The sequence below is a fragment of the Streptomyces ortus genome (assembly GCF_026341275.1).
GTDB lineage: Bacteria > Actinomycetota > Actinomycetes > Streptomycetales > Streptomycetaceae > Streptomyces > Streptomyces ortus.
In genome coordinates this window covers 1,110,247-1,136,553 of record NZ_JAIFZO010000002.1, presented here as the reverse complement: position 1 = coordinate 1,136,553, position 26,307 = coordinate 1,110,247, and the positions used below count along the sequence as shown (strand labels likewise).

The 26,307-nt window shown below is 71.2% G+C and carries 21 protein-coding genes; 10 read left to right on the top strand and 11 right to left on the bottom strand.

Annotation, left to right across the window (positions count from 1 at the left end; all coding sequences use genetic code 11):
- Window positions 1-123 precede the first annotated feature (123 nt).
- A complete protein-coding gene (pgi, locus tag K3769_RS08275; RefSeq protein WP_267025779.1) occupies window positions 124-1,779 on the top strand; it encodes a glucose-6-phosphate isomerase in 1,656 nt (551 codons plus the stop codon).
- Between the two features lie 356 nt (window positions 1,780-2,135).
- Here pgi and K3769_RS08270 read toward each other — a convergent pair whose 3' ends face one another.
- Genes K3769_RS08270 through K3769_RS08260 form a run of 3 tightly spaced genes read right to left on the bottom strand, consistent with a single transcriptional unit; the run spans window position 2,136 to window position 5,760 of the window.
- Complete coding sequence (locus K3769_RS08270) at window positions 2,136-4,427, bottom strand: ABC transporter permease (protein ID WP_267025778.1); 2,292 nt, start codon at window positions 4,425-4,427, stop codon at window positions 2,136-2,138.
- A 5-nt stretch (window positions 4,428-4,432) separates the two neighbouring features.
- On the bottom strand, window positions 4,433-5,248 hold the full coding sequence (locus tag K3769_RS08265) for an ABC transporter ATP-binding protein (protein ID WP_267025777.1): 816 nt from the start codon (window positions 5,246-5,248) through the stop codon (window positions 4,433-4,435).
- On the bottom strand, window positions 5,245-5,760 hold the full coding sequence (locus K3769_RS08260) for a PadR family transcriptional regulator (protein ID WP_267025776.1): 516 nt from the start codon (window positions 5,758-5,760) through the stop codon (window positions 5,245-5,247). Before K3769_RS08260 ends, K3769_RS08265 begins: the two co-directional genes overlap by 4 nt.
- A 166-nt stretch (window positions 5,761-5,926) precedes the next feature.
- On the opposite strand from K3769_RS08260, the gene K3769_RS08255 reads away from it, so the two are divergent.
- The 5 genes from K3769_RS08255 to K3769_RS08235 all read left to right on the top strand — a co-directional run bounded on the left by K3769_RS08255 (window position 5,927) and on the right by K3769_RS08235 (window position 12,705).
- Complete coding sequence (locus K3769_RS08255; RefSeq protein ID WP_267025775.1) at window positions 5,927-7,201, top strand: ABC transporter substrate-binding protein; 1,275 nt, start codon at window positions 5,927-5,929, stop codon at window positions 7,199-7,201.
- Window positions 7,202-7,375: 174 nt separating this feature from the next.
- Window positions 7,376-9,058: a glycoside hydrolase family 13 protein gene (locus K3769_RS08250; RefSeq protein WP_267025774.1), complete on the top strand. Its 1,683-nt coding sequence runs from the start codon at window positions 7,376-7,378 to the stop codon at window positions 9,056-9,058.
- Window positions 9,059-9,143: 85 nt separating this feature from the next.
- Complete coding sequence (locus K3769_RS08245) at window positions 9,144-10,472, top strand: ABC transporter substrate-binding protein (RefSeq protein WP_267025773.1); 1,329 nt, start codon at window positions 9,144-9,146, stop codon at window positions 10,470-10,472.
- 5 nt (window positions 10,473-10,477) lie between these two features.
- Window positions 10,478-11,869 carry an ABC transporter permease subunit gene (locus K3769_RS08240; RefSeq protein WP_267025772.1) on the top strand — a complete coding sequence of 464 codons (1,392 nt, stop codon included), beginning with the start codon at window positions 10,478-10,480 and terminating at the stop codon, window positions 11,867-11,869.
- Window positions 11,866-12,705, top strand: a complete 840-nt coding sequence (locus K3769_RS08235) for a carbohydrate ABC transporter permease (protein ID WP_267025771.1) — start codon at window positions 11,866-11,868, stop codon at window positions 12,703-12,705. The genes K3769_RS08240 and K3769_RS08235 overlap by 4 nt, the downstream gene beginning before the upstream one ends.
- 231 nt (window positions 12,706-12,936) lie before the next feature.
- On the opposite strand, the gene pgl is transcribed toward K3769_RS08235, so the two are convergent.
- Genes pgl through tkt form a run of 5 tightly spaced genes read right to left on the bottom strand, consistent with a single transcriptional unit; the run spans window position 12,937 to window position 19,614 of the window.
- Complete coding sequence (gene pgl, locus K3769_RS08230) at window positions 12,937-13,719, bottom strand: 6-phosphogluconolactonase (protein WP_267025770.1); 783 nt, start codon at window positions 13,717-13,719, stop codon at window positions 12,937-12,939.
- Window positions 13,716-14,834 (bottom strand): glucose-6-phosphate dehydrogenase assembly protein OpcA, encoded by a 1,119-nt coding sequence (gene opcA, locus K3769_RS08225; RefSeq protein WP_267025769.1) that lies wholly within the window; start codon window positions 14,832-14,834, stop codon window positions 13,716-13,718. Before opcA ends, pgl begins: the two co-directional genes overlap by 4 nt.
- Complete coding sequence (gene zwf, locus K3769_RS08220; protein ID WP_308216466.1) at window positions 14,831-16,357, bottom strand: glucose-6-phosphate dehydrogenase; 1,527 nt, start codon at window positions 16,355-16,357, stop codon at window positions 14,831-14,833. Before zwf ends, opcA begins: the two co-directional genes overlap by 4 nt.
- A 1-nt stretch (window position 16,358) precedes the next feature.
- Window positions 16,359-17,477: a transaldolase gene (tal, locus tag K3769_RS08215; RefSeq protein ID WP_267025767.1), complete on the bottom strand. Its 1,119-nt coding sequence runs from the start codon at window positions 17,475-17,477 to the stop codon at window positions 16,359-16,361.
- A 34-nt stretch (window positions 17,478-17,511) separates the two neighbouring features.
- Window positions 17,512-19,614, bottom strand: coding sequence for a transketolase (gene tkt, locus K3769_RS08210; protein WP_267025766.1), 2,103 nt, complete (start codon window positions 19,612-19,614; stop codon window positions 17,512-17,514).
- Window positions 19,615-19,954: 340 nt separating this feature from the next.
- Here tkt and K3769_RS08205 point away from each other — a divergent pair, with 340 nt between their 5' ends.
- The 4 genes from K3769_RS08205 (at window position 19,955) to K3769_RS08190 (ending at window position 23,468) form a co-directional block, all read left to right on the top strand.
- Entirely contained in the window at window positions 19,955-20,923 is a 969-nt protein-coding gene (locus K3769_RS08205; protein WP_282566127.1) for a heme o synthase, read from the top strand.
- Window positions 20,924-21,072: 149 nt separating this feature from the next.
- Window positions 21,073-21,402: a hypothetical protein gene (locus tag K3769_RS08200; RefSeq protein WP_267025765.1), complete on the top strand. Its 330-nt coding sequence runs from the start codon at window positions 21,073-21,075 to the stop codon at window positions 21,400-21,402.
- A gap of 141 nt (window positions 21,403-21,543) precedes the next feature.
- A complete protein-coding gene (locus tag K3769_RS08195) occupies window positions 21,544-22,650 on the top strand; it encodes an amidohydrolase family protein (protein ID WP_267025764.1) in 1,107 nt (368 codons plus the stop codon).
- Window positions 22,651-22,691: 41 nt separating this feature from the next.
- A complete protein-coding gene (locus tag K3769_RS08190) occupies window positions 22,692-23,468 on the top strand; it encodes a nucleotidyltransferase (protein ID WP_267025763.1) in 777 nt (258 codons plus the stop codon).
- 15 nt (window positions 23,469-23,483) lie between these two features.
- Here K3769_RS08190 and K3769_RS08185 read toward each other — a convergent pair whose 3' ends face one another.
- The 3 genes from K3769_RS08185 to K3769_RS08175 form a co-directional block, all read right to left on the bottom strand.
- Window positions 23,484-24,491 carry a COX15/CtaA family protein gene (locus tag K3769_RS08185; RefSeq protein WP_267025762.1) on the bottom strand — a complete coding sequence of 336 codons (1,008 nt, stop codon included), beginning with the start codon at window positions 24,489-24,491 and terminating at the stop codon, window positions 23,484-23,486.
- 64 nt (window positions 24,492-24,555) lie between these two features.
- A complete protein-coding gene (locus K3769_RS08180; protein WP_267031291.1) occupies window positions 24,556-25,371 on the bottom strand; it encodes an ABC transporter permease in 816 nt (271 codons plus the stop codon).
- An 11-nt stretch (window positions 25,372-25,382) separates the two neighbouring features.
- Window positions 25,383-26,306 (bottom strand): ABC transporter ATP-binding protein, encoded by a 924-nt coding sequence (locus tag K3769_RS08175; RefSeq protein ID WP_267025761.1) that lies wholly within the window; start codon window positions 26,304-26,306, stop codon window positions 25,383-25,385.
- Between the last annotated feature and the right edge of the window lies 1 nt (window position 26,307).

The following is a 26,307-nucleotide window of genomic DNA, read 5'->3' as shown; positions in this document are numbered from 1 at the left end:
CACGTATCTGTTGTTGAGCCGGACGACGGCGGGACGACAACTCGCGTCACCCTGCTCCATTAGGTTGGGACCGGTAACGGGGCAAGGTACGCAGCACTGGCAGGAAAGAGGCGGAAGTCCGAGATGAACGCAGAAAGCCGCACCAGGCTCAACCAGTTGCCCGAGTGGACCGCGCTGGCGGAGCACCGGGAGGAACTCGCCGGGACACACCTGCGCGAGCTGTTCGAGCGCAACCCCGGACGCGGCACCGCGTACACGCTCCAGGTGGGCGATCTGTACGTCGACCACTCCAAGCACCTGGTCACCGACGAGACGCTGCGGCTGCTGCGTGAGCTGGCCGCGGCGACGGACGTGTTCGGTCTGCGGGACGCGATGTTCCGCGGGGAGCGGATCAACGTCACCGAGGACCGGGCGGTCCTGCACACCGCGCTGCGCGCCCCGCGCGACGCCGTGGTGGAGGTCGACGGCGAGAACGTCGTACCGAAGGTGCACGCCGTCCTCGACAAGATGTCCGGCTTCGCCGAGCGTATCCGCTCGGGGGAGTGGACCGGGCACACCGGCCGCCGCATCAAGAACGTCGTCAACATCGGCATCGGCGGCTCCGACCTGGGCCCGGCGATGGCGTACGAGGTGCTGCGTGCCTTCACCGACCGGGACTTGACGGTCCGGTTCGTGTCGAACGTCGACGGGGCCGACCTGCACGAGGCCGTGCGGGACCTCGACCCGGCCGAGACGCTGTTCATCGTCGCCTCGAAGACCTTCACCACCATCGAGACGATCACCAACGCGACCTCGGCGCGCGACTGGCTGCTGACGGAACTGAAGGCCGGTCAGGAAGCTGTCGCCAAGCACTTCGTGGCGCTGTCGACGAACGCGGAGAAGGTCGCGGACTTCGGTATCGACACGGCGAACATGTTCGAGTTCTGGGACTGGGTCGGCGGGCGGTACTCGTTCGACTCGGCGATCGGTCTCTCGCTGATGATCGCGATCGGCCCGGACCGCTTCCGGGAACTGCTCGACGGCTTCCACCTCGTCGACGAGCACTTCCGCACGGCGCCCGCCGAGGCCAACGTGCCTTTGCTGCTGGGGCTGTTGGGTGTCTGGTACGGCAACTTCTTCGACGCGCAGTCGCACGCGGTGCTGCCGTACTCGCACTACCTGTCCAAGTTCACCGCGTACCTCCAGCAGTTGGACATGGAGTCCAACGGAAAGTCCGTGGACCGCGACGGACGCCCCGTGGAGTGGCAGACCGGCCCGGTGGTGTGGGGTACGCCCGGGACGAACGGGCAGCACGCCTACTACCAGCTCATCCACCAGGGTACGAAGGTGATCCCGGCGGACTTCATCGGCTTCGCCGAGCCGGTCGCGGAGCTGAGCGAGGGGCTGAAGGCGCAGCACGATCTGCTGATGGCCAACTTCTTCGCGCAGACGCAGGCGTTGGCCTTCGGCAAGACGCCGGACGAGGTGCGGGCGGAGGGGGTGCCGGAGGAGCTCGTGGCGCACAAGTCGTTCGCGGGGAACCACCCGACGACGACGATTCTCGCGCGGGAGCTGACGCCTTCGGTTCTGGGGCAGTTGATCGCGCTGTACGAGCACAAGGTGTTCGTGCAGGGGGCGGTCTGGAACATCGATTCCTTCGACCAGTGGGGGGTCGAGTTGGGGAAGGTGCTGGCGAAGCGGGTTGAGCCGGCGCTTACGGAGGGGGCCGATGTTCCTGGGCTGGACGAGTCCACGGAGGCGTTGGTGAGGCGGTATCGGGTGCTGCGCGGGCGGGGGTAGCGGGCGCTTCCACCTGGGGCCGGTGTGGCGTTTGCGCCGTTCCCCGCGCCCCTTTGGTGGGGCTGGTGAGGGGGCTTCATCGGCTCCGTGGTGAGGGTTGGCCGCGCAGTTCCCCGCGCCCCTTTGGGGGGACTCGGGAGGGGGCTTCATCGGCTCGGTGGTGAGGGTTGGGCGCGCAGTTCCCCGCGCCCCTTAGGTGGGGCTCGTGAGGGGGCTTTGTTCGCGGCGTGGTGAGGGTTGGCCGCGCCGTTCCCCGCGTCCCTCAAAAGCGGGGCTGCGCCCCGGCTTTTGCCTTTTAGGGGCGCGGGGAACTGCGCGAACCGCCCCCGCCGGGGCCCCGGCGCCAAGTGGGCCGGTCAAGCCACCGCGCTCTGTGTGTCCGCGAGGCGGCGGTGGGAGGCGCGGGACGCGGGGAGCGCGGCGAGGGCCGCGGCGCCCAGGACGGCGGCTGTCGCCAGGAGCGTCAGCAGCGTCGGTGACGGTCCCTGCGAGATACCCGCCCCGATGCCGCTCGACCTCCCCTGCGCGTCGATCAGCCAGTGCGCCAACGGCACCCCCAGCGCCGTACCGACGACGACCGCCGCCAGCGCCGTGCACCCCGTGGCCGTCACCGTGATCGCGGTGATCTGCCGCGGGGTCAGCCCGATCGCCTTGAGCGCCAGCAGATCCCGCTCACCCTCACGGACCGTCCCGCCGATCGCGGTGAGCAGTTCGAGAAGGCCGATCAGGGCCAGGACGGCGATGAGCCCCACGACGACCCCGCGCAGCGGCGAGAGCCCGTCGGCCGGGTTCGGCACGGCGTGCGTGCTCAGGCCGCCGTGCGCCGCCGCGGTCAGTTCGGCGCCCACCCGGTGCGGGTCGGCGCCGGGACGCAGCTGCAGCTGGTAGAGCGCCGCGCGAAGTCCAGGGTCGTTCTCCCGGAGGGTGTCGAGCGAGGTGGAGATGACCCGCCCGCCGTTCTCCGGCTCGATGCTGCGCCCCACGATGTGCAGGATCTGCGGCTGCGCGCCGACCGTCATCCGCACCCAGTCCCCGACCCGTACGTCCAGCAGGTCGAGCAGCCCCTGACCGGCCACCGCCTCGTCGGGGCCGCGCGCGGGGCGGCCCTCGGCCAGCGCGAACGGATACGGGTCCGCGCGGGTGCCGAGCCCGCGCAACGCGATCGTGCCCGTCTGGCCCGGGACCAGCGCGGCCACCTCGACGCCCGGATGGACCGCGGCGACCCGTGGATCGCGGGCCAGCAGGGCCCGTACGTCCGGATCGGTCAGGGAGCCGTCGGCCCGTACGGTGAGCGCCGCCGCGAGGCCGATCCGGTCCGGGCTGTGCTGGAAGCGGTCGATGGTGGACCAGGCGCTCATCGCCACGACGATCAGCAGCAGCGGCAGCGCCAGCCGGGCCACCGCGGCCAGCGAGCGCGCCCGGCGCGTGAACGCCTTGTGCCAGCCCAGGACCAGCGCCGACGGCAGCCGCAGCCCCAGCGCCCCGCGCGACAGAGCGGACAGCCCCCCGCCGAGCGGCGCCGCGGCCCGCAGCCCCGGCACCGCGGGCACCTGCCCGGCGCGCCAGGCCGCGAGCCCGGTCGTCGCGGCGATGAACAGCACCGCCGCCAGGGGTACGCCGAGGAGCGCGGCCGTATGCCCCGGCAGGCCCTGCCACACCCCGACCGCGTCCCCGAGACGCCCCGGTGTCCGGCTGCCCAGCGCCTGGATGAGGGCCGCGGCGAGCACGGCCCCGAGGAGCGCGAACGCCACATGCTGGAGCAGGAAGATCCGCACCACCTGGCCCGGGGTGAAACCGATCGCCTTCAGGACCGGGATGTCCCGCAGATGACCGCGGATCCGGGTGCCGATGGCGCCGTGCACCGCTAGCGCGGCGGCCAGCAGGGCCGCCAGCCCGAACAGGCCGAGGACCTGGCCGAGCAGCCGGTTGCCGCCCTGCGCCTCGGCCCGGGCCTGCTGCCAGCTGGAGACGTCGGTGACGGCCTTGGCGCCCAGCAGGGTGACGGCGCGCTGCACGGCGTAGTCCGTGTCGTCGGGGTCGCTCAGCCGCAGCCCGGTGACCTGGCCGCCGTGTCCGTCGGTGCGCTGCACGGAGGCGGGCAGCGCCCAGACGAGGCCCGGCCGCTCGCCGGGGCTGTAGCGGGGTTCGGCGCTGTCCGCGATGCCCAGCACGGTCAGCGTCCGGTCCGTGCCCGGCACGGTGAGCGTGTCCCCGGGCTCGGCCCACAGCGCCCGTGCCAGGCCGCTCTCCAGCACCACACCGTCCGGGACGCCGGGGTCGAGCCAGCGACCCGAGGCGAGCAGCGGGCGGCCGGTCGCGGGACGGCCGACGGTGCCGCGCAGTTCGACGGAGGCGCGGGTGCCGCGGGAGGCGAGGGTCGTGGCGGCGGTGGGGTACGGGCCCGCGACGGACGCGACACCGTCCACCCCGGAGAGCCCGGCCGCGTCGGCGGAGGGGCCGGTGTGGATCCACACATGGGCGCCCTGCGACTGGGTGAAGACCCGCTGCCAGGGGTTGGTCGCGTACCCGAACAGCGCCGTGGCGAGCAGCAGCGAGGCGACGATCCCGGCGGTGGCGAGCACGATGAACAGCGCCTCGCCGCGGTGCGAGCGCAGATCGGCGTGCGCCCAGCGCAGAGTGGCCCGCACGCCGCTCAGTCCCTCAGTTCCAGCACGCCGGATATCCCGGTGCCGCGGGCGGGCGCGGTGTCGAGTGCCGCGTCGTCGGCGATCCGGCCGTCGAAGAAGCTGATCACCCGGTCCGCGGCGCTCGCGAGCCGCGCGTCATGCGTGACCAGCACGATCGTCTGGCCGCGCTGGTGGAACCGGGTCAGCAGCCGGGTCACCTCGCGGGTGCCCCTGCTGTCCAGGCTGCCCGCGGGTTCGTCGGCCAGCAGCAGTTGCGGGTGGTTGACCAGGGCGCGGGCCAGCGCGACCCGCTGCTGCTCACCGCCGGACAGCTCGCCCGGCATGCTGCGCTCCTTGCCCGCGAGGCCCAGCTCGTCGAGGAGCAGTCCGCGCTCGGCGCGCGCCTGCCGGGGGGACAGGCCGGCCAGCAGGGCGGGCAGCTCGACGTTGTCGGCGACCGACAGGTTCGAGACGAGGTTGAAGAACTGGAAGACGATGCCGATCCTTCGCCGGCGCTCGACCGCCCAGCGCGCCTCGCTGTACGCGTCCGTGCACTCGCCGTCCAGCCAGAGACTGCCGGAATTCGGCCGCTGGAGCCCGCCGAGCAGATGCAGCAGCGTCGACTTCCCGGCGCCCGAGGGGCCCGTGACGGCCACGAACTCGCCCTGCCGTACGGACAGGTCCACGCCCCGTACGGCGTGCGCCGGGGCGCCCTCGCCGTAGTGCGTCTTGACCAGGCCCTCGGCCCGCAGGAGGGGGGTGTCCTCGGCGCGCGGCCCGGGAACGGCGGCCGGGGGAGCGGCGGTCGGCGCAGGGGCGGCCGGCGGAGGGGTGCGCCTCATTCCAGCTCCTCCAGTTCCTCCTGGCAGCGTTCCAGCCAGTCGAGGTCGGCCTGCAGATGCAGCATGGCGCCCTCGATGAGCAGCTGGGAGATGCGGTGGTCCCGGCTCTCGGCCGCGGCGAGCTTCGACAGATTGCGCATGGTGTTCAGGTACTCGCGCCGTTGTTTGTTGATCAGGGCGATCTGGCCGGCCAGTCCGGTCCGCGGTGCCAGGGCGAGCTTCATGAAGAACTCGTCCCGTACGCGCGGCTCGTCCGCCGTCTCCTCGTACCAGACGCGCAGGGCTTCGCGTCCGGCGTCGGTGAGGTGGTAGATCTTCTTGTTGGGCCGGCTCGACTGCTCGACTTCCTCGCCCTCGATCAGTCCCGACTTCTCAAGGCGGCCGAGGGTCACATAGATCTGGCCGACGTTCGGCTGAGGGTACGCGGCGCCCAGCAGTTGCTCAAGGTCCTGCTTGAGCTCGTAGCCGTGGGCCGGACCGCGCGCCAGCAGGGCCAGGAGGGGCAGCCGCACTCGTGCTCTCCCCTTCCTCCGCCGTAGATCCTCATCAGGTGGTGCAAGCCCGCGCGTCCGGAGCCAATGTGCGACAGGACCTAGTATCGCCCATACCTAACGGGTATACATGGCCTCTGACTCCGGGCGAAGGTGCCCGGCAGCCGGGTGCACCAGGGAGGAACCTATGCGGTGGATCCACGCCGCCGGTAGGGGGCTCCTGGTCGCGGCGGTCGTTCTGGCCGGTTACGTCGCTTCCGGCGCCCCGGGCGACGAGGCGCGCGGCGGCGGCCGGGGCCCGCTCACGCTGGCCACCGCGGGAGATCTCACCGGCTATCTGGGGCCGCTGCTCGACGGCTGGAACCGCGCCCACCCGGGTGAGCGGGTCACCCTCGTCGAACTGCCGGACTCCGCCGACGAGACCCGTGCCCAGATGACCACCGATCTGCGCGGCGACGGCCGGAGCCGCTTCGACGTCCTGAACATCGATGTCGCCTGGACCTCGGAGTTCGCCGCCGCGGGCTGGATCTCGCCGCTGCCCGCCGGCCGCTTCCCGCTCGACGGCTTCCTGCCGCCGGTCGTGGACACCGCGACCTACGACGGACAGCTGTACGCCGTCCCCTACGTCACCAACGCGGGCCTGCTCCTCTACCGCAAGGACCTCCTCGACAAGGAGGGCGTCGCTCCGCCGCGTACCTGGGCCGAGCTGGAGAAACAGGCGAGAAGCATCGCTCCGAAGTACGGACTCGACGGCTATGCCGGCCAGTTCCTGCCCTACGAGGGGCTCACCGTCAACGCCGCCGAGGCGGTCTACTCGGCGGGCGGCACCATCCTCGGGGACGAGGGCGAACGCGTCACCGTCAACTCGGCGGCGGCGCGCGAGGGCATCGGGTTCCTGGCCCGCGGCGTACGCGACGGCTGGATCCCCGAGAAGGCGCTGACGTACAAGGAGGAGGAGTCCAAGCAGGCCTTCCAGGACGGCCGTCTCCTCTTCCTGCGCAACTGGCCGTACGCCTATGTCGGCGCCTCGGACAAGGGCTCCCCGGTCGCCGGGAGGATCGGCGCGGTGCCGCTGCCGGGGCCCGACGGGCCGGGCGCGAGCGTGCTCGGCGGCTCGAATCTCGCGGTGAGCGCCCACGCCCGGCACCCCGACTCCGCCGCCCGGCTCATCGCCTACCTCACGAGCGAGGCGACCCAGCGTCAGGTGCTCACCAAGGGCGCGCTGCCGCCCGTGCGGGCCGCGCTGTACGAGGACCCGGGGCTGATCCGGCGGTTCCCCTATCTGCCGACGCTCCGCGCGAGCGTCCTGGCGGCGGCGCCGCGTCCGAAGAGTCCGCGCTACGACCAGGTCAGCCTGGCCGTGCAGGCCGTGGTGCACGACGCGATGACCGGCCGGCAGACGCCCGAGGCCGCGGTACGGCGGCTGGCGCGCGAGCTGGCGGACATCTCGCGCCGCGGCTGAGCCTCTCTCTCCCGCCCTCGTTACTCCCACCCCGGCAGTTCATAGTTTCATGTTAGGTAACGCGTCCGTCTCATCTGCCGTTCAGCGGGCGGAAATGTGTGGACATAAGTCCCCAGTTCTCAGGGTGGCCCCGTCAGCTCGTTGACACTCCCACGACATGTCTACTTAACATGCATGCATAACCGGAGCAGGCACACGGACGCACAGACGGGTCAACGGGTGACGATCGACACGCACCGCTGGTGGCGCGACGCAGTGATCTACCAGGTCTACGTCCGCAGCTTCCTCGACAGCACCGGGGACGGCATCGGCGACCTCGCCGGGGTACGCGCCGGACTGCCGTACCTGAAGAAGCTCGGCGTCGACGGGATCTGGCTGAGCCCCTTCTACCCCTCACCGCAGCAGGACCACGGCTACGACGTGGCCGACCACTGCGACGTCGACCCGCTCTTCGGAGACCTCGGCGAGTTCGACCTGCTGATGACGGACGCCCGGCTGCTCGGCATCAAGGTGCTCCTCGACATAGTCCCCAACCACTGCTCCAGCGAGCACCCCTGGTTCCGGCAGGCGCTCGCCGAAGCACCCGGCGGCGAGGCCCGCGCCCGCTTCCACTTCGCCGACGGCCGCGGGCCCGGGGGAGCGGAGCCGCCCAACAACTGGCACGCCATGTTCGGCGGCCCCGCCTGGAGCCGGATCACCGAGCGGGACGGCACGCCCGGCCAGTGGTACCTGCACATGTTCACGCCCGAGCAGCCCGACCTGAACTGGCGCAACCCGGAGGTCGGCGCCCACTTCGACCACGTCCTGCGCTTCTGGCTCGACCGGGGTGTGGACGGCTTCCGCGTCGATGTCGCCGCCGGCCTCTACAAGCACGCCGACCTGCCCGACTCGCCCGATCCGATGGCCGACGCCCGCACCCGGGACTCCGTCAACCCGCTCGCCTGGAACCAGCCCGAGGTGCACGGCGTCTGGCGGCACTGGCGGTCGGTGTGCGAGGAGTACACCGCCCGCGACGGCCGGGAGCGGCTGCTCGTCGGCGAGGTCTCCGTGCCCTCCGCCCGCGAACACGCCCACTACGTACGCCCCGACGAGCTGCACCAGGCCTTCTTCTTCGACCTGCTCAGCGCGTCCTGGAACGCCGACGCCTTCCGCAAGGTCATCTCGGAGGCCATGCAGGACATCGCGGGCACCGGCTCCACGGTCACCTGGGTCCTCAACAACCACGACCAGGTCCGCACGGTCACCCGCTACGGCGAACTGGGCGCCGAGGGCAGCGGACTGGGCGCCGCCCGCGCCCGCGCCGCGGCCCTGCTGATGCTGGCGCTGCCCGGTGCCGCGTACATCTACCAGGGGGAGGAGCTGGGGCTGCCCGAGGTCGTCGATCTGCCGGACGACGTGCTCACCGACCCGATCTACCGCCGTACCGGCAGCCGCGCCCGGGTCCGCGACGGCTGCCGGGTGCCGCTGCCGTGGTCGGGGCACGCCTCCCCGTTCGGCTTCACCACCGGCACCGAGAGCGCCAAGCCGTGGCTGCCGCAGCCCGCCTACTTCGCGGAGTACGCCACCGACCGCGCCCTCGCCGACACCCGCTCCTTCTGGCACCTCTACCGCGACGGGCTCCAACTGCGGGCCGGGATGCCCCAGCTGGGCGAAGGCCCGCTGCGCTGGCTGGACACCCCGCCCGGCGTCCTCGGTTTCGTCCGCGGCGACGGCCTGGTGTGCGCCGTCAACTTCGGTACGGCACCGACGCCCGCGCCGGTCGCCGGCACCCCCCTGCTGTCCAGCGGCCCCTGCGCGCCCGGCGTCCTGCCCGGCTCGACGGCCGCCTGGTGGATCAGCGACCGCACCGCCTCCTGAACCGGCCGCACCGGCCGCCGACCCCCTCAAGTACCGCTCTCACGGCTCTCACCGCTCTCACCGCTCTCACGAAGGAACATCAACGATGATGCGACGACGTACGACCCTGCTCGCGAGCTGCACCGCCCTCGCTCTGTCCCTCGGTGCCACCGCGTGCGGAGGCGGCGGCCCCGTCTCGGCGGGCGGCGGCGACAAGCCGCTCAGCGGCCAGACGATCAACGTGGCCGGAGTCTGGTCCGGCAGCGAGCAGAAGAACTTCCAGAAGGTCCTGGACGCGTTCACCGAGAAGACCGGCGCCAAGACGCAGTTCACCTCCACCGGCGACAACGTCTCCACGGTCGTCGGCAGCAAGATCGAGGGTGGCAACGCGCCCGACGTGGTGATGGTCCCGCAGGTCGGCGTCCTCCAGCAGTTCGCGAAGGAGGGCTGGCTCAAGCCGCTGTCCAGGACCGCCCAGAAGTCCGTCGACGCCAACTACGCGGACGTGTGGAAGAACTACGGCAGCGTCGACGGCAGCCTGTACGGCCTGTACTTCAAGGCCGCCCACAAGTCGACGGTCTGGTACAGCCCCGACGCCCTCGATGAGGCGGGCGTCGAGGCGCCGACGAGCTACGACGCGATGCTGGAGGCCGGACGGACCGTCTCCGAGTCGGGCCTCGCGGCCTTCTCCGTCGCCGGACAGGACGGCTGGACCCTCACCGACTGGTTCGAGAACGTCTACCTCTCGCAGGCGGGCCCCGAGAAGTACGACGCCCTCGCCGCCCACGAGATCAAGTGGACCGACCCGACCGTGGTCGCCGCCCTCACCACCCTCGGCAAGCTCTTCAAGGACAAGGAGCTGATAGCCGGCGGCCAGAAGGGCGCCCTGAACACCGACTTCCCCGGCTCCGTCGAGAAGGTCTTCGGACCCGAGCCCGCCGCCGGCATGGTCTACGAGGGAGACTTCGTGGCCGGTGTCGCCAAGGACCAGTTCGGCAGGCAGATCGGAGAGGACGCGGACTTCTTCCCCTTCCCCGCGGTCGGCGACGGCAAGGCGCCCGTGGTCAGCGGCGGCGACGCGGCGGTCGTCCTGAAGGACGGCAAGAGCCCGAAGGCCGCCATGGCGTTCCTGGAGTACCTCGCGACCCCCGAGGCGTCCGCCGTCTGGGCCGAGGTCGGCGGCTTCCTCTCCCCGAACAAGGAGCTCGACCTCGCCTCCTACGGCGACGACATCACCCGCGAGACCGCCAAGTCCCTGGTGGACGCCGGTGACTCGGTCCGCTTCGACATGTCGGACCAGGCCCCGGCCGCGTTCGGCGGCACCAAGGGCGCGGGCGAGTGGAAGCTCCTCCAGGACTTCCTGCGCGACCCGTCCGACCCGAAGGCGACCGCCGCGGCGCTGGAGAAGGCCGCCGCCAAGGCGTACCAGGACTGATTGCCATGACCGCCACAGACCTCAAAGACAGAAAAGACAGGAAGGACCCGGACGAGGAGGGTCCGTCGTCCGCCGCGCGGGCCGACCGTGACCGCAGACAGCGCGCGCGCCGCCGGGCCCGGGTCGTCGCCGTCGCGTTCGTCCTGCCCGCGCTGCTCCTGCTCGGCGCGCTCGTCGTCTACCCCGTGCTGTTCTCCGTGGGCCGCAGCTTCTTCGACGCCTCCGGCGACCGGTTCGTGGGCGGCGACAACTACACCGAGATGTTCCACGACCCCGCCACCATCAAGGCCGTCCGGAACACCGCCATCTGGGTGGTCATCGCACCCACCCTGCTCACCGGCCTCGGCCTGATCCTCGCCGTGCTGGTCGAAAAAGTGCGCTGGGCGACGGCGTTCAAGCTCCTGCTCTTCATGCCGATGGCCGTCTCCTTCCTCGCCGCCGGCATCATCTTCCGGCTCGCCTACGACGAGGACCCCGACAAGGGCGTCCTGAACGCGGCCGTCGTCTCCGTCCACGACGCGTTCAAGGGCGAGTCGTCCTACCCGACCGCCCGCGCCCGCGAGGGCCAGGGCCTCACCAAGGGCGCCGACGGCTCGTACGGTACGACCGCCGGTGTGTCCCCCGGTGACACCGTCGGGCTCGGTCTGGTCGGCGTGCGCGCCGACGACCTGCCCGGGGACGCGCGGCCCGCCTATCCGGCGGCGGCGCGCAAGGCGTCCGCCGACGAAGTGCGCGGTGTCGTCTACCTGGACTTCACGCGCGGCGGGGGAGGGAAGCAGGGCGAGGTCGACAAGGCGGAGAGCGGGCTGCCGGGGATGGCCGTCGAGGCGGTGCGCGACGGGAAGACCGTCGCGAGCGCCACCACCGCGGCCGACGGCTCCTTCCGTTTCCAGGGACTCGACGCGGGCTCGTACACCGTGCGGCTGCCCGGCTCGAACTTCGCCCCGCCGTACGAGGGGATCTCCTGGCTGGGTCCCGCGCTTGTCACTCCCGCCATCATCGGCGCGTACCTGTGGATCTGGACCGGGTTCGCCATGGTGCTGATCGGGGCCGGGCTCGCCGCGCTCCCGCGGGACGCGCTGGAGGCGGCCCGGATGGACGGCGCGAACGAGTGGCAGATCTTCCGGCGCATCACCGTGCCGCTGCTCGCACCCGTCCTCACCGTGGTCTTCGTGACGCTGGTGATCAACGTGATGAAGGTCTTCGACCTCGTCTACATCATCGCGCCGGGACCCGTGCAGGAGGACGCCACCGTGCTCGCCACCCAGATGTGGCTGGTGTCCTTCGGCGGCGGCAACAACCAGGGTCTCGGCAGTGCGCTGGGCGTCCTGCTCCTGCTTCTGGTCATCCCCGCCATGGTCTTCAACGTCCGCCGCTTCCGAGGGAGTCAACGATGAACGCGCTCAGGCGGGGGCTCGGCAACAGCCTGGTCCAGGCGTTCCTGGTGGTGATCGGCCTGGTCTGGCTCACCCCGCTCGCGGGCCTTTTCCTGTCCTCGCTGCGGTCCGCCCAGGACACCGCGACGGGCGGCTGGTGGACCGTGCTGACCAGCCCCCGGCAGCTGTCCTTCGACAACTACTCGGCACTGCTGGGCAATGAGGGGATGACGCGGGCGTTCTGGAACACCGTGCTGATCTCGGTGCCGACGACGTTCCTCGTCGTCGTCATCGCCGCACTCGCGGGGTACGCGTTCGCGTGGCTGGAGTTCCCCGGGCGGGACACCGTCTTCCTGATCGTGGTCGCGCTGCTGGTGGTGCCCGTGCAGATCGGGCTGCTGCCGGTGGCCAAACTCTTCGGCGAGCTGGGGCTGTTCGGCACGATTCCCGGGGTCATCCTTTTCCACGTGTCGTACGGGCTGCCGTTCGCGATCTTCCTGCTGCGGAACTATTTCGCCGAAATGCCGAAGGAGATGCTGGAGGCCGCGCGGATGGACGGGGGCGGGGAGTGGCGGATCTTCACCCGGCTCGTGCTGCCGGTGGGGCGGCCGGCGCTTGCCAGCCTCGCCATTTTCCAGTTTCTCTGGGTCTGGAACGACATGCTGGTCGCGCTGCTGTTCGCGGATAGTTCCGCGCAGCCGTTGACTGTGGAACTGCAGTCGCAGATACGGCAGTTCGGGAGCAATATCGATGTGCTCGCGCCAGGGGCGTTCTTGTCGCTGGTGGTGCCGGTGGTGGTCTTCTTCGCATTCCAACGGCACTTCGTGCAGGGGGTCATGGCGGGTTCGGTCAAATAACCGGACGTCTCTCGCCCCCGCCGCCCCTTCCCGTCCCCGACCACGTATGGGGGCTGCGCCCCCTCGCCCCCGTTCGCGCAGTTCCCCGCGCCCCCAGGGGGCTTCAGGGGCGCGGGGAACTGCGCAATGGGGGGGTAGGGGGCGAAGCCCCCATGCGGTGACGGGAACGGGTAGGGGCGGCGGGGGCGAGGAAAGCCCCTGCCGCCCCACCCCTTACCCCTTACCCCTCCGTCACGGCGAAGCCGGCGGATACAGCGCGCGCGGCAGCTGCGACGCCGCCGCCGCGTCCAGCAACCACAACGTGCGGGCCCGCCCCCGCGCACCAGCGGCCGGCGCCTGGATCTCCCCCGCCCCGGACAGCGCGATCGCCGCAGCCTCCGCCTTGTCCTCGCCCGCCGCGAGCAACCACACCTCCCGCGCGGCCCGGATCGCGGGCAGCGTGAGCGTCACCCGGACCGGCGGCGGCTTCGGCGCGCCCCGCACCCCCACCACCGTCCGCTCCGTCTCACGGACAGCGGGCAGTTCCGGGAACAGCGACGCCACGTGCGTGTCCGGCCCGACGCCCAGCATCAGCACGTCGAAGGACGGCACGGAAGCGTGATTCTCCGGCCCCGCCGCCGACGCGAGTTCGGCCGCGTAGGCCTCCGCCGCCGCGTCCACGTCCCCGCCCCAAGGCCCGTCCGACGCGGGCATGGCGTGCACGCGCTTCGGGTCCAGCGGCACCGAGTCGAGGAGCGCATCCCGGGCCTGCGTGACGTTCCGCTCGGGGTCGCCCTCGGGCAGGAACCGCTCGTCGCCCCACCACAGGTCGAGCCGGCTCCAGTCGACCGCGTCCCGGGCGGGCGCGGACGCGAGCGCGGCCAGCAGGCCGTTGCCGTTGCGGCCACCGGTCAGGACGACCGAGGCGTGACCGCGTGAGGCCTGCGCGTCCACGACCTTCGTGATGAGCCGGGCCGCGGCGGCCTGGGCCATCAGTTCCTTGTCGCGGTGGACGACCAGCTGGGGAGTGCTCACTGCGGGTCCGCCTTCTTGACCGGGGGCATCTGGGCGGGCGTGGGGCGCCCCGCGTCTCCCTCGCCCGTCCCGGCCCCCGCCACGGCCGCCGAGGCCTTCGTGGCCTGGGCCGGGGTGTCGTGCAGCGGGCGGACCGGGAGCTCCCCCGGCGTCCAGGTGGCTGCCTCGGGCCGCTGCGACGCCGACTGGATGCCGCCGAGACGGTCCACCCCGAACCGCAGCGCGGACGCGTACGTGTCGTCCGGGTCGAGCCGGCGCAGCTCCTCCGCGAGCAGCTCCGACGTCTCGCGGCGCTTGAGCGCGACCGCGCGGTCCGGCTGGCCGGGCAGTGCCAGGGTGGCCATCGCGCCGTCCGAGCGGTGCAGGGTGATGGGGCCGCCGGTCGTCTCCAGGCGCACCTGGGTCAGACCGGGGCCCGCGGACACGGCACGGCGTACGTGCACATGGAGCCGGTCGGCGAGCCACATGGCGAGCAGCTCGACGCTCGGGTTGGCCTCCTCGCCCGCCACCTCGACGGAGACGACCTCGCAGTCGACCTGGTCGAGGGCGGCGGCCAGCATGGAACGCCACGGGGTGATCCGGGCCCACGCGAGGTCGGTGTCGCCCGGCTCGTAGCTCTCGGCGCGGGACTTCAGCTCCTCGACGGGCTTCTCCGCCGTGTAGCTGTCGGTGACCCGGCGCTGGCCGAGGGCGCCCAGCGGGTCGCCCGCCGCGTCGCGGGGCGCGTCCACCGACCACCAGACGACGACCGGCGCGTCGGGCAGCAGCAGGGGCAGGACCACCGACTGGGCGTGGTCGGAGACCTCGCCGTACAGCCGCAGGACGACCGTCTCGCCGCTGCCCGCGTCCGCGCCGACCCGCACCTCGGCGTCCAGGCGGGACTTGGTGCGGTCGCGGGGGGAGCGCGAGACGCGCTTGATGACGACGAGGGTGCGCGAGGGGTGCTCGCGTGCGGCGTCGTTGGCGGCCTTCAGGGCGTCGTAGGCGTTCTCCTCGTCGGTGACGATGACGAGGGTGAGGACCATGCCGACGGCCGGGGTGCCTATGGCCCGGCGCGCCTGCACGAGCGCCTTGTTGATCTTGCTGGCCGTGGTGTCCGTGAGATCTGTCTTCATGGCCGACGCCAGCTCCGTCCGTCTCGCTCGAGCATTTCGTCGGCCTCGACGGGCCCCCACGTGCCCGACTGGTACTGCGCGGGCCTGCCGTGCTTGTCCCAGTACTCCTCGATCGGGTCGAGGATCTTCCAGGACAGCTCGACCTCCTCGGTGCGCGGGAAGAGGTTCGAGTCGCCGAGCAGCACGTCGAGGATCAGCCGCTCGTACGCCTCGGGGCTCGACTCCGTGAACGACTCGCCGTACGCGAAGTCCATCGAGACGTCCCGGATCTCCATGGAGGTGCCGGGCACCTTGGAGCCGAAGCGGACCGTGATGCCCTCGTCGGGCTGGACGCGGAAGACGATCGCGTTCTGGCCCAGCTCCTCCGTCGCCGTGTGGTCGAAGGGGGAGTGCGGGGCGCGCTGGAAGACGACGGCGATCTCGGTGACACGCCGGCCGAGGCGCTTGCCGGTGCGCAGGTAGAAGGGGACGCCCGCCCAGCGGCGGTTGTCCACCTCCACCTTGATCGCCGCGTACGTGTCGGTCTTCGACTGGGGGTCGATACCGTCTTCCTGGAGGTAGCCGACGGCCTTCTCGCCGCCCTGCCAGCCCTCGGCGTACTGACCGCGGACCGTGTTCGCGCCCAGGTCGGCGGGCAGCCTGACCGCGCCGAGCACCTTGGTCTTCTCGGCGGCGAGCGCATCCGCGTCGAAGGAGGAGGGCTCCTCCATCGCGGTGAGGGCCATCAACTGGAGCAGGTGGTTCTGGATGACGTCACGGGCGGCGCCGATGCCGTCGTAGTAGCCGGCCCGGCCGCCGATGCCGATGTCCTCGGCCATCGTGATCTGTACGTGGTCGACGTACGACCGGTTCCAGATCGGCTCGAACATCTGGTTGGCGAAGCGCAGCGCCAGAATGTTCTGGACCGTCTCCTTGCCCAGGTAGTGGTCGATGCGGAAGACCTGGTCCGGGGCGAAGACCTCTTCGACGGTGGTGTTGAGGTCCTCGGCCGACTTCAGGTCGTGGCCGAAGGGCTTCTCGATGACCGCGCGCCGCCAGGAGCCGCTCGACTGGTCGGCGAGGCCGTGCTTCTTCAGCTGCTGGATGACCACCGGGAACGCGGACGGCGGCACGGAGAGGTAGAAGGCGAAGTTGCCGCCCGTGCCCTGCGCCTTGTCCAGCTCCCCGATGGTGTCGCGCAGCCGCTCGAAGGCGTCGTCGTCGTCGAAGGTGCCCTGGACGAAGCGCATCCCCTGGACGAGCTGCTGCCAGACCTCCTCACGGAACGGCGTACGGGCGTGTTCCTTGACGGCGTCGTGGACCTCCTGGGCGAAGTCCTCGTTCTCCCATTCGCGGCGTGCGAAGCCGACGAGGGAGAAGCCCGGCGGCAGCAGGCCGCGGTTGGCAAGGTCATAAACGGCAGGCATAAGCTTTTTACGGGACAAATCGCCCGTGACCCCGAAGATGACGAGGCCCGACGGCCCCGCGATACGCGGGAGCCGTCGGTCCGCCGGGTCACGCAGCGGATTGCTGCTTGACAAGATTTCAGCCCTCCGAAGGGGCGAGGCGCTTGAGCTCGGCCTCGGTCGACTTGAGCAGGTCGTTCCAGGCGTCCTCGAACTTCGAGACGCCCTCTTCCTCCAGGAGTTGAACCACTTCGTCGTACGAGATCCCGAGCTTCTCGACCGCGTCGATCTCGGCGCGGGCCTGCTCGTACGTACCGGTCACGGTGTCACCGGTGATCTGCCCGTGGTCCTCGGTGGCGAACAGGGTCGCCTCCGGCATGGTGTTCACCGTGTTCGGCGCGACCAGGTCGTCGACGTACAGGGTGTCCTTGTAGGCCGGGTCCTTGACGCCGGTCGAGGCCCACAGCGGACGCTGCTTGTTGGCCTGCGCCCGGTCCAGGGCGGCCCAGCGGTCCGAGGAGAAGACCTCCTCGTACGCCTGGTAGGCGAGCCGCGCGTTGGCGAGACCGACCTTGCCGCGGGCGGCCTTGGCCTCGTCGGTGCCGAGGGCGTCGAGGCGCTTGTCGATCTCGGTGTCCACGCGGGACACGAAGAAGGAGGCCACGGAGTGGATCTTGGAGAGGTCCAGGCCGGCGGCCTTGGCCTTCTCCAGGCCCTCCAGGTACGCGTCCATCACCTTGCGGTAGCGCTCCAGCGAGAAGATCAGCGTGACGTTGACGCTGATGCCGCGTGCGATCGTCTCGGTGATCGCGGGCAGACCCGCCTCGGTCGCCGGGATCTTGATGAGCGTGTTCGGCCGGTCGACGAGCCACGCGAGCTGCTTGGCCTCGGCGACGGTCGACTTCGTGTTGTGCGCCAGGCGCGGGTCGACCTCGATCGAGACCCGGCCGTCCTGGCCCTGCGTCGCGTCGAAGACCGGACGCAGGATGTCGGCGGCGTCACGGACGTCCGCCGTCGTGATCATGCGGATGGCCTCTTCGACCGTGACCCCGCGCGCGGCGAGGTCGGAGAGCTGCTGGTCGTAGCCGTCGCCCTGCGAGATCGCCTTCTGGAAGATGGACGGGTTGGTGGTGACGCCCACGACGTGCTGCTGGTCGATCAGTTCGGCGAGGTTGCCGGACGTGATCCGCTTGCGCGACAGGTCGTCCAGCCAGATCGCGACGCCCTCTTCGGAGAGGCGCTTCAGTGCGTCTGTCATGGAAAATGCATCTCCTACGTGTCGTATGTGAGCGTCAGCGCTGGGCTGCGGCGATCGATTCCCGGGCTGCGTCCGCGACGTTCTCGGCAGTGAAACCGAACTCCTGGAAGAGGACCTTGCCGTCGGCCGACGCGCCGAAGTGCTCCAGGGAGACGATGCGGCCGGCGTCCCCGACGAAGCGGTGCCAGGTCAGGCCGATGCCGGCCTCGACCGCCACGCGCGCCTTCACGGACGGGGGGAGTACCGAGTCCCGGTACCCCTGGTCCTGCTCGTCGAACCACTCCACGCACGGCACGGACACGACCCGGGTCGGGGTGCCGTCGGCCTGGAGCCGCTCGCGCGCCTCGACGGCCACGTGCACCTCGGAACCGGTGGCGAGGAGGATGACCTCGGGCTCCGCGCGCTGCCCGTCGGGCCCCTCGGCCTCGAAGAGCACGTACGCGCCCTTGGCGGTGTCCTCGTTGGCCTCGTACGTCGGGACGCCCTGGCGGGTCAGCGCGAGACCGTGCGGGTTGCCCTTGCCGAAGACCTTGGTGTAGCGGCGCAGGATCTCGCGCCACGCGATCGCGGTCTCGTTGGCGTCGGCCGGGCGCACGACGTTCAGGCCGGGGATGGCGCGCAGCGAGGCCAGGTGCTCGACCGGCTGGTGGGTCGGGCCGTCCTCGCCGAGACCGATGGAGTCGTGCGTCCACACGTACGTCACCGGCAGGTGCATCAGCGCGGACAGGCGCACGGCGTTGCGCATGTAGTCGGAGAACACCAGGAAGGTGCCGCCGTAGATACGGGTGTTGCCGTGCAGCGCGATGCCGTTCATCTCCGCGGCCATGGAGTGCTCGCGGATACCGAAGTGGATCGTGCGGCCGTACGGGTTCGCCTCCGGCAGCGGGTTGTCCGCCGGGAGGAAGGACGACGTCTTGTCGATCGTCGTGTTGTTCGAGCCCGCGAGGTCGGCCGAGCCGCCCCACAGCTCGGGGATGACCGAGCCGAGCGCCTGGAGGACCTTGCCGGACGCGGCGCGCGTGGCGACGCCCTTGCCCGTCTCGAAGACCGGGAGCTTCTCCTCCCAGCCGGCCGGCAGTTCGCCCGCGGCGACGCGGTCGAACTCGGCGGCGCGCTCCGGGTTGGCGGTCCGCCACGCGGCGAAGCCCTTCTCCCACTCGGCCTTGGCCTCACGGCCCCGGTCGAGCGCCTTGCGCGCGTGCGCCAGCACCTCGTCGGAGACCTCGAAGGTCTTCTCCGGGTCGAAGCCGAGGACCCGCTTGGTGGCCGCGACCTCGTCGTCGCCGAGCGCCGAGCCGTGGGCGGCCTCGGTGTTCTGCGCGTTCGGGGCGGGCCAGGCGATGATCGAGCGCATCGCGATGAACGACGGCTTGTCCGTGACCGCCTTCGCGGCCTCGATCGCCGCGTACAGGGCGACCGGGTCGAGGTCGCCGTTCTCCTGCGGCTCCACGCGCTGGACGTGCCAGCCGTAGGCCTCGTACCGCTTGGGGGTGTCCTCGGAGACGGCCGTCTCGGTGTCGCCCTCGATCGAGATGTGGTTGTCGTCCCACAGCAGGATCAGGTTGCCGAGCTTCTGGTGGCCCGCCATCGAGGACGCCTCGCCGGAGATGCCCTCCTGGAGGCAGCCGTCACCGGCGATCGCGTAGATGAAGTGGTCGAACGGGGAGGTGCCGGGGGCCGCCTCCGGGTCGAACAGACCGCGCTCGTAGCGGGCGGCCATCGCCATGCCCACCGCGTTGGCGACACCCTGGCCGAGCGGTCCGGTCGTCGTCTCCACACCGGTGGTGTGCCCGTACTCGGGGTGTCCCGGGGTCTTCGAGCCCCAGGTCCTGAACGACTTCAGATCGTCCAGCTCCAGGCCGAAGCCGGCCAGGTACAGCTGCGTGTAGAGAGTCAGGGACGAATGGCCGGCGGACAGTACGAAACGGTCGCGGCCGGTCCAGTCGGCGTCCGCCGGGTCGTGCCGCATCACCTTCTGGAACAGGGTGTACGCGGCTGGTGCCAGACTCATCGCCGTACCCGGATGGCCGTTGCCGACCTTCTGTACGGCGTCGGCGGCCAGGATGCGGGCGGTGTCGACCGCCCGCTGGTCCCATTCGGTCCACTCGATGTCTGTTGTGGTCGGCTTGGTGCTCACCCTGGGTCAGGGCTCCTCTCCACATGTCGCACATGTCGAATGCCGGTGCACGTGGCGCCCACCGGCTCGCTGTCGAGCCTACCCCCGTGGCAACGCGCATTCTTTCGAGTCATTCCAGACTGCCGGGACTTGCCCTCTTCCGCCTCCCGACCGGCGGGTTCCGTATTCGGCAAGTGAATACGGAGCCGGTCATCCGAGTGCTCAATCCGAAGGCGATCAGTCCTTCGCAGGACCCTTTCAACACGAGCGGACCCCCGCCGAGGCCGGGGTCTGGGCAACGTCTACAGTGGCGTGGTACGCGCGAGCCTTTACCGGGAGTTCACACCCGGGGCTCGCTGGGATGTCTCTGTCAGGGGTGTGCGTGACGGCCGTTGAATCCCGTCCAGCGGGAGTGCTTGGGACGACTCAGGGCACGAAGCACCGGCCGTTCGGGGCCCGGATCAAGGCGTTCGTCGCTCTCACCAAGCCGCGGATCATCGAACTGCTGCTGATCACCACCGTGCCGGTGATGTTCCTGGCGCAGCAGGGGGTGCCCGACCTGAAGCTGGTGCTCCTCACCTGCCTCGGCGGCTACCTGTCCGCGGGTGGCGCCAACGCGCTGAACATGTACATCGACCGCGACATCGACGCGCTCATGGAACGTACGTCGCAGCGCCCGCTCGTCACCGGCATGGTGAGTCCCCGCGAGTGCCTCGCCTTCGGCATCACGCTGGCCGTGGTCTCCACGCTCCTGTTCGGCCTCACCGTCAACTGGCTGTCCGCGTGGCTGGCGCTGGGAGCCCTCCTCTTCTACGTCGTCGTCTACACGATGCTCCTCAAACGGCGTACGTCGCAGAACATCGTGTGGGGCGGGATCGCCGGCTGTCTGCCGGTCCTCATCGGCTGGTCGTCCGTCACGAACTCCATGTCGTGGGCCCCGGTCATCCTCTTCCTCGTCATGTTCTTCTGGACGCCGCCGCACTACTGGCCGCTGTCCATGAAGGTGAAGGACGACTACGCGCGCGTGGGCGTGCCGATGCTGCCCGTCGTCGCCTCCAACAAGGTCGTCGCGCGGCAGATCGTCCTCTACAGCTGGGCCATGGTCGGTGTCTCCCTGCTGCTCACGCCGCTCGGCTACACGGGGTGGTTCTACACGGTCGTCGCCGTCGTGACGGGTGGGTTCTGGCTCTGGGAGGCCCACGGGCTGCAGTCGCGGGCCAAGGGCGGGGCCGTGGGGGCGAAGCTGAAGGAGATGCGGCTGTTCCACTGGTCGATCACGTACGTGTCGCTGCTGTTCGTGGCGGTGGCCGTGGACCCCTTCCTGCGCTGACGCCGCGTCCGCCACGCGGCGTCGCTGAGGTGCGTTGTCGGGTGCGGGTCGGCCATGGCTGGTCGCGCAGTTCCCCGCGCCCCTGAAGGACAGAAGATTGCGCCGTTCCCCGCGCCCCTTGGGGGGCTACCGGTCGGTAGCATCTGGGTATGGCAGAGACTCAGCAGGTTGACGGCGGCGGGCGGCGTACGGCCAAGCTCGTCAAGCAGATTTCCTCCTTCGCCCAGGCCCATGGCGGGGCCGAGGGGCAGATCGCGTACCTCGGGCAGAAGGGTGCCCGGATCGTGCTCGTGGGGGAGGACGGTGAGTGGGGCGACCTCGTGGCCCCGACCTACGCCCTCGCCGAGGAAGCCGTGAAGCAGTCCGGCATCACCGTCCACGAGGACTTCGACGGCGACTTCGCCAACAAGGTCAGGACGGGCCCGTACGAGTGGACCCGCATGGCGGGCATCCAGGTCGGCGGCCCCAGCAACGGTTGACAGCGCCCGAAGGGGCGCGGGGCTGTGACATCTGCGGCTCCGCCTCGTGGGCGCGGCCGGCTTCAGCGGACCCGCACCCGACCACCCACCTCCCCCGTTAGGCCCTGCACACAGGCGGAGCCAATCGCGGGGGAGGTCCGGATGATCGAAACGCCGTCGCTGGTGGACCAGTACTGCCACGGCGTACTGCGGACGGAGCTGGGTCTCGGCACCTTCGAGGCCCACCTGGCCCGCGGCGAGGGACCGCCCGCCGCGGGCACCACGTTCTTCGACACCCAGACCGGTTTCGCGGTACGCCGCTGGTGCCCCCCTCTGCTGGGGCTCGAACCGCACTGCCCGCCCGCCCGCTATCTGGCCCGCCGCCGCGAACTCGGCGTCCTGGAGTCGGGCCGCAAGCTGCTGCGCGGGACCGGCATCACGACGTATCTCGTCGACACCGGGCTGCCCGGCGATCTCACCGGGCCCGGTGAGATGGCCTCCACGGGGGCCGCCGACGCCCACGAGATCGTCCGTCTCGAACTGCTCGCCGAGCAGGTCGCCGACACCTCCGGCACCGTCGAGTCGTTCCTCGCCAACCTCGCCGAGTCGGTGCACGGGGCCGCCGTCACCGCCGTGGCCTTCACCTCGGTGGCGGGTGTGCGGCACGGCCTCGCGCTCGCGCCCGAACCACCGGGACCCGGCGAGGTGCGGGGCGCCGCGGGCCGCTGGCTGGCGGGCCGCCGGGTGGGCGGCGCGCTGGGCGACCCGGTGCTGCTCAGACACCTGCTGTGGATCGCCGTCGCCTCCGGCCGTCCGCTCCAGCTGCACGCGGGCCTCGGCGAACCCGGTCTGCGCATCGACCGTACCGACCCTGTCCTGCTCACCGACTTCGCCCGTGCCACGGCCGGGCTCGGCACCGATCTGGTGCTGCTGCACGGCTACCCGTACCACCGCCACGCGGCGCATCTCGCCGGGATCTTCCCGCATGTGTACGCCGATCTGGGCGCGGCGCTGGTGCGCACCGGCGCGCGGGCGGCGGCCGTGCTCTCGGAGATCCTGGAGCTCGCCCCCTTCGGCAAGCTCCTGTTCTCCAGCGGGGCCCACGGACTGCCCGAACTCCATGTGGTCGGCGCCCGTCTCTTCCGCGAGGCGCTCGCCCGGGTGCTCGGCGCCTGGGTGAGCGAGGGCGCCTGGTCGCAGGCCGACGCGCAGCGGGTCGCGGGACTGATCGCCGCGGGCAACGCGAAGCGGGTGTACGGAGTGGAGTGAGGCGGGTGTACGGAGTGCGGTGAGGTGCACAGACTGGGCGCATGACTCGCAGCGACGCGACCGACCGGCTCCTCGACCGCTTCCGCACCGAACTGCGCGGCCTCGGCCCCGTGGCGGTGTGGGCCCACGGCTCACTCGGCTGCGTGGGCGGCGACGACTACCAGGAGGGCCGCAGCGACCTGGACCTGATCGTGGTCCTGGACGGCCCGATCGGCGCGAGAACGGTCTGGCGGGTGGCCCGGCTGCACGCCCGGCTGCGTGCCGAACCGCTCGTCGCCAAGCTGCACTGCAGCTATCTGACGCCCGGCACGGCCGCCGATCCGGAGCGACGGCACCTCACCTGGGCGCACCGGCAGCTCTTCGCACGGCCGGTCACCCCGGTGACCCGGCGCGAGCTGCACGCCTTCGGGCTGGTCCTGGACGGCGAGCGCCCCGAGGCCCTGCTGCCACCGGTGACCGACGACGAACTCGCCGCGTTCGTGGTCCGGGACCAGCGGGACTTCTGGCGCCGCGAGGTGGACCGTACGGGCAATTGGACCCAGGACGCGTGGGTGGACGTCGGCATGACCACCCACGCGCGGGCCGCGGTCACCCTGAAGGAGGGCCGTCTGATCACCAAGCGCGAGGCCCTGGACCTGCTGCCCGGCCTCGGCGCGCCCGTCGAGGTGGTCGCGGACATCCGCGGGCGGCGGTACCCGGGGCCGGGGACGCCGCTCCGGGAGGTTCGGGAGGTCCAGGGGTGGGTGGCCCGCCGGGGGCGCCTGACCAGGGACTACCTCGGTCCGGCGATCGACCGGCTGGTGGCCGCGTACACCTGACGGACCGGGGGCGCGTCAGGTGCGGCTGAGCGCCGACTCCGTCGACTGGCCCGGCAGCTCGGCCACGGTCCCCGGACGTTCCCGCAGGGCCAGCAGGACGCGGAGCGTGGCGATCCACACCAGGCAGGAGCCGAACATGTGGAGGCCGACCAGGACCTCCGGCAGATCGGTGAAGTACTGGACGTACCCGATGGCGCCCTGCGCGAGAAGCACCAGGAAGAGGTCGCGGGTGCGGTGCAGGGGGCCCCGGGGCGCGTCGACGGCCTTCAGGACGAACCACAGGGCGAAGGCCAGCGTCACCACGATCCAGGCCAGCACGGCATGCAGCTTGGTGACGTCCTCCCAGTTCAGCGGGATGCGGTGCACCTCGCTGGAATCGCCGGCGTGCGGGCCCGCACCGGTGACGACCGTGCCCACCGCGATCAGCAGGACCGTGGCGGTGACCAGGATCCACGCCATCTGCAGCACCGGCTTCCCGACCAGCGGACGGGGTGCGTCGTCACCCTCCCGGGTGCGCTGCCACATCACCGTGGCGACGGCGATCAGCGCGGTGGAGAGGAGGAAGTGCGCGGCGACCGTGTACGGGTTCAGCCCCACGAGGACGACGACCCCGCCGAGGATCGCGTTGCCCATGACCACCCAGAACTGCGCCCAGCCGAGCCGGGTGAGGCTGCGGCGGTACGGCTTCTGCGAGCGCGCGGCGATGATCGCCCAGCCGACCGCGGCGCACAGCACGTACGTCAGCATGCGGTTGCCGAACTCGATGACGCCGTGCAGGCCCATCTCGCTCGTCGTGGTGAGGGAGTCGTCGGTGCACTTGGGCCAGGTCGGGCAGCCGAGACCCGAGCCGGTCAGCCGGACGGCACCACCGGTGACCACGATCAGTACCGCCATGACGAGCGCGGCGAGAGCGGCGCGCCGGACCGTCCGGGGGGAGGGGGTCCAGCGCCCGGCGATGAAGGCGAGCGGGTTGCGCACGGCTTGAGCGGCGTCCGCTCGGGTCACGTTTGGCACGGGCTCCATCGTAGGGGGCCGCTTGTGCACGCGTTCACGAGCCCCCTCGCCGAGAGCGCGTGTCCCTGTGCCGTCACTCCCAGCGGAAGAACCTGCCCGCCGCCGCCAGGCCCACGGCCGCCCACAGCGCGAGGATCCCGAGACTGCCCCAGGGCATACCGGCCCCGTGCTGGAGCACGTCCCGCAGCCCCTCCGAGAGGGCCGAGACCGGCAGCAGACCGAGGACGTCCTGCGCTCCCTGCGGGAACTTGTCCAGCGGGACGACCACCCCGCCGCCGATGAGCAGCAGCAGGAAGACCAGGTTCGCGGCGGCCAGCGTGGCCTCCGCCTTCAGCGTCCCCGCCATCAGCAGGCCGAGCCCGGAGAACGCCGCCGTGCCCAGGACCAGCAGGAGCAGCACGGCGAACGGATTGCCGTGCGGGGACCAGCCGAGCGCGAGGGCGATCGCCGTCACGAGGAGTACCTGGAGGACCTCCGTGACCAGCACGGAGAGTGTCTTGGCCGTCATCAGGCCCCAGCGTGGCAGCGGGGAGACGGCGAGCCGCTTCAGCACGCCGTACCGGCGCTCGAAACCGGTCGCGATGGCCTGGCCGGTGAACGCCGTCGACATCACGGCCAGCGCGAGGATGCCCGGCGTCAGGAAGTCGACGGCCTTCCCCTCGCCCGTGTCGACGATGTCCACCGCGCTGAACAGCACGAGCAGCAGCGTCGGGATGATCACCGTCAGCAGCAGCTGCTCGCCGTTGCGCAGCAGCATCTTCGTTTCGAGGGCCGCCTGCGTCGCGATCATGCGGGGCAGCGGGGCGGCTCCCGGCTTCGGCGCGTAGGTGCCCGCGGCCGTCGACCGGGCGGCGGCTCCCGCGCCCGTTCCCGTCGTTTCCGTGCTCATCCGCTCCGTGCTCATCCGCGCAGCTCCTTACCGGTGAGCTCCAAGAAGACGTCCTCCAGGGTGTGCCGCTCCACGGAGATCTTCTCCGGCATCACCCCGTGCTGGGCGCACCAGCTCGTGACGGTGGCGAGCAGCTGCGGGTCGATCTTGCCGCCCACCCGGTACGAGCCCGGCGTCAGCTCGGCCGCCGTGGAGTCCGCCGGGAGGGCCTTGAGGAGGGAGGCCACGTCCAGGCCGGGGCGCCCGCCGAACCGCAGGGTGTTCTCGGCGCCGCCGCGGCACAGCTCCTCGGGGGAGCCCTGGGCGATGACCCGGCCGGCGTCGATGATCGCCACGTCGTCGGCGAGCTGCTCGGCCTCGTCCATGTGGTGCGTGGTCAGGATCACCGAGACCCCGTCGGCGCGCAGCTCCCGGACGAGTTCCCAGGTGGCCCGGCGTGCCTGCGGGTCGAGGCCGGCCGTCGGCTCGTCCAGGAAGACCAGCTCGGGGCGTCCGACGACGGCCATGGCGAGCGCGAGACGCTGCTGCTGGCCCCCGGACAGGCGCCGGTAGGTGGTCCGGCCGCAGCTGCCGAGGCCCAGGCGCTCGATCAGCGCGTCCACGTCCAGCGGATGTGCGTGCAGCCTGGCCACGTGCCGGAGCATCTCGTCGGCGCGGGCGCCGGAGTAGACGCCGCCGGACTGGAGCATCACACCGATGCGGGGGCGCAGGGCCGGGGCCTCGCGCACCGGGTCCAGGCCCAGGACCCGGACCGTTCCGGAGTCGGGGCGCCGGTATCCCTCGCAGCTCTCGACGGTGGTCGTCTTGCCCGCGCCGTTGGGTCCGAGCACGGCCGTGATGCCCGCCCGGGCCACCAGATCCAGGCCGTCCACGGCGGTCTTCCCGCCGTAACGCTTCACCAGACCGCTGACCTGGACGACGGGGTCACTTCGCATG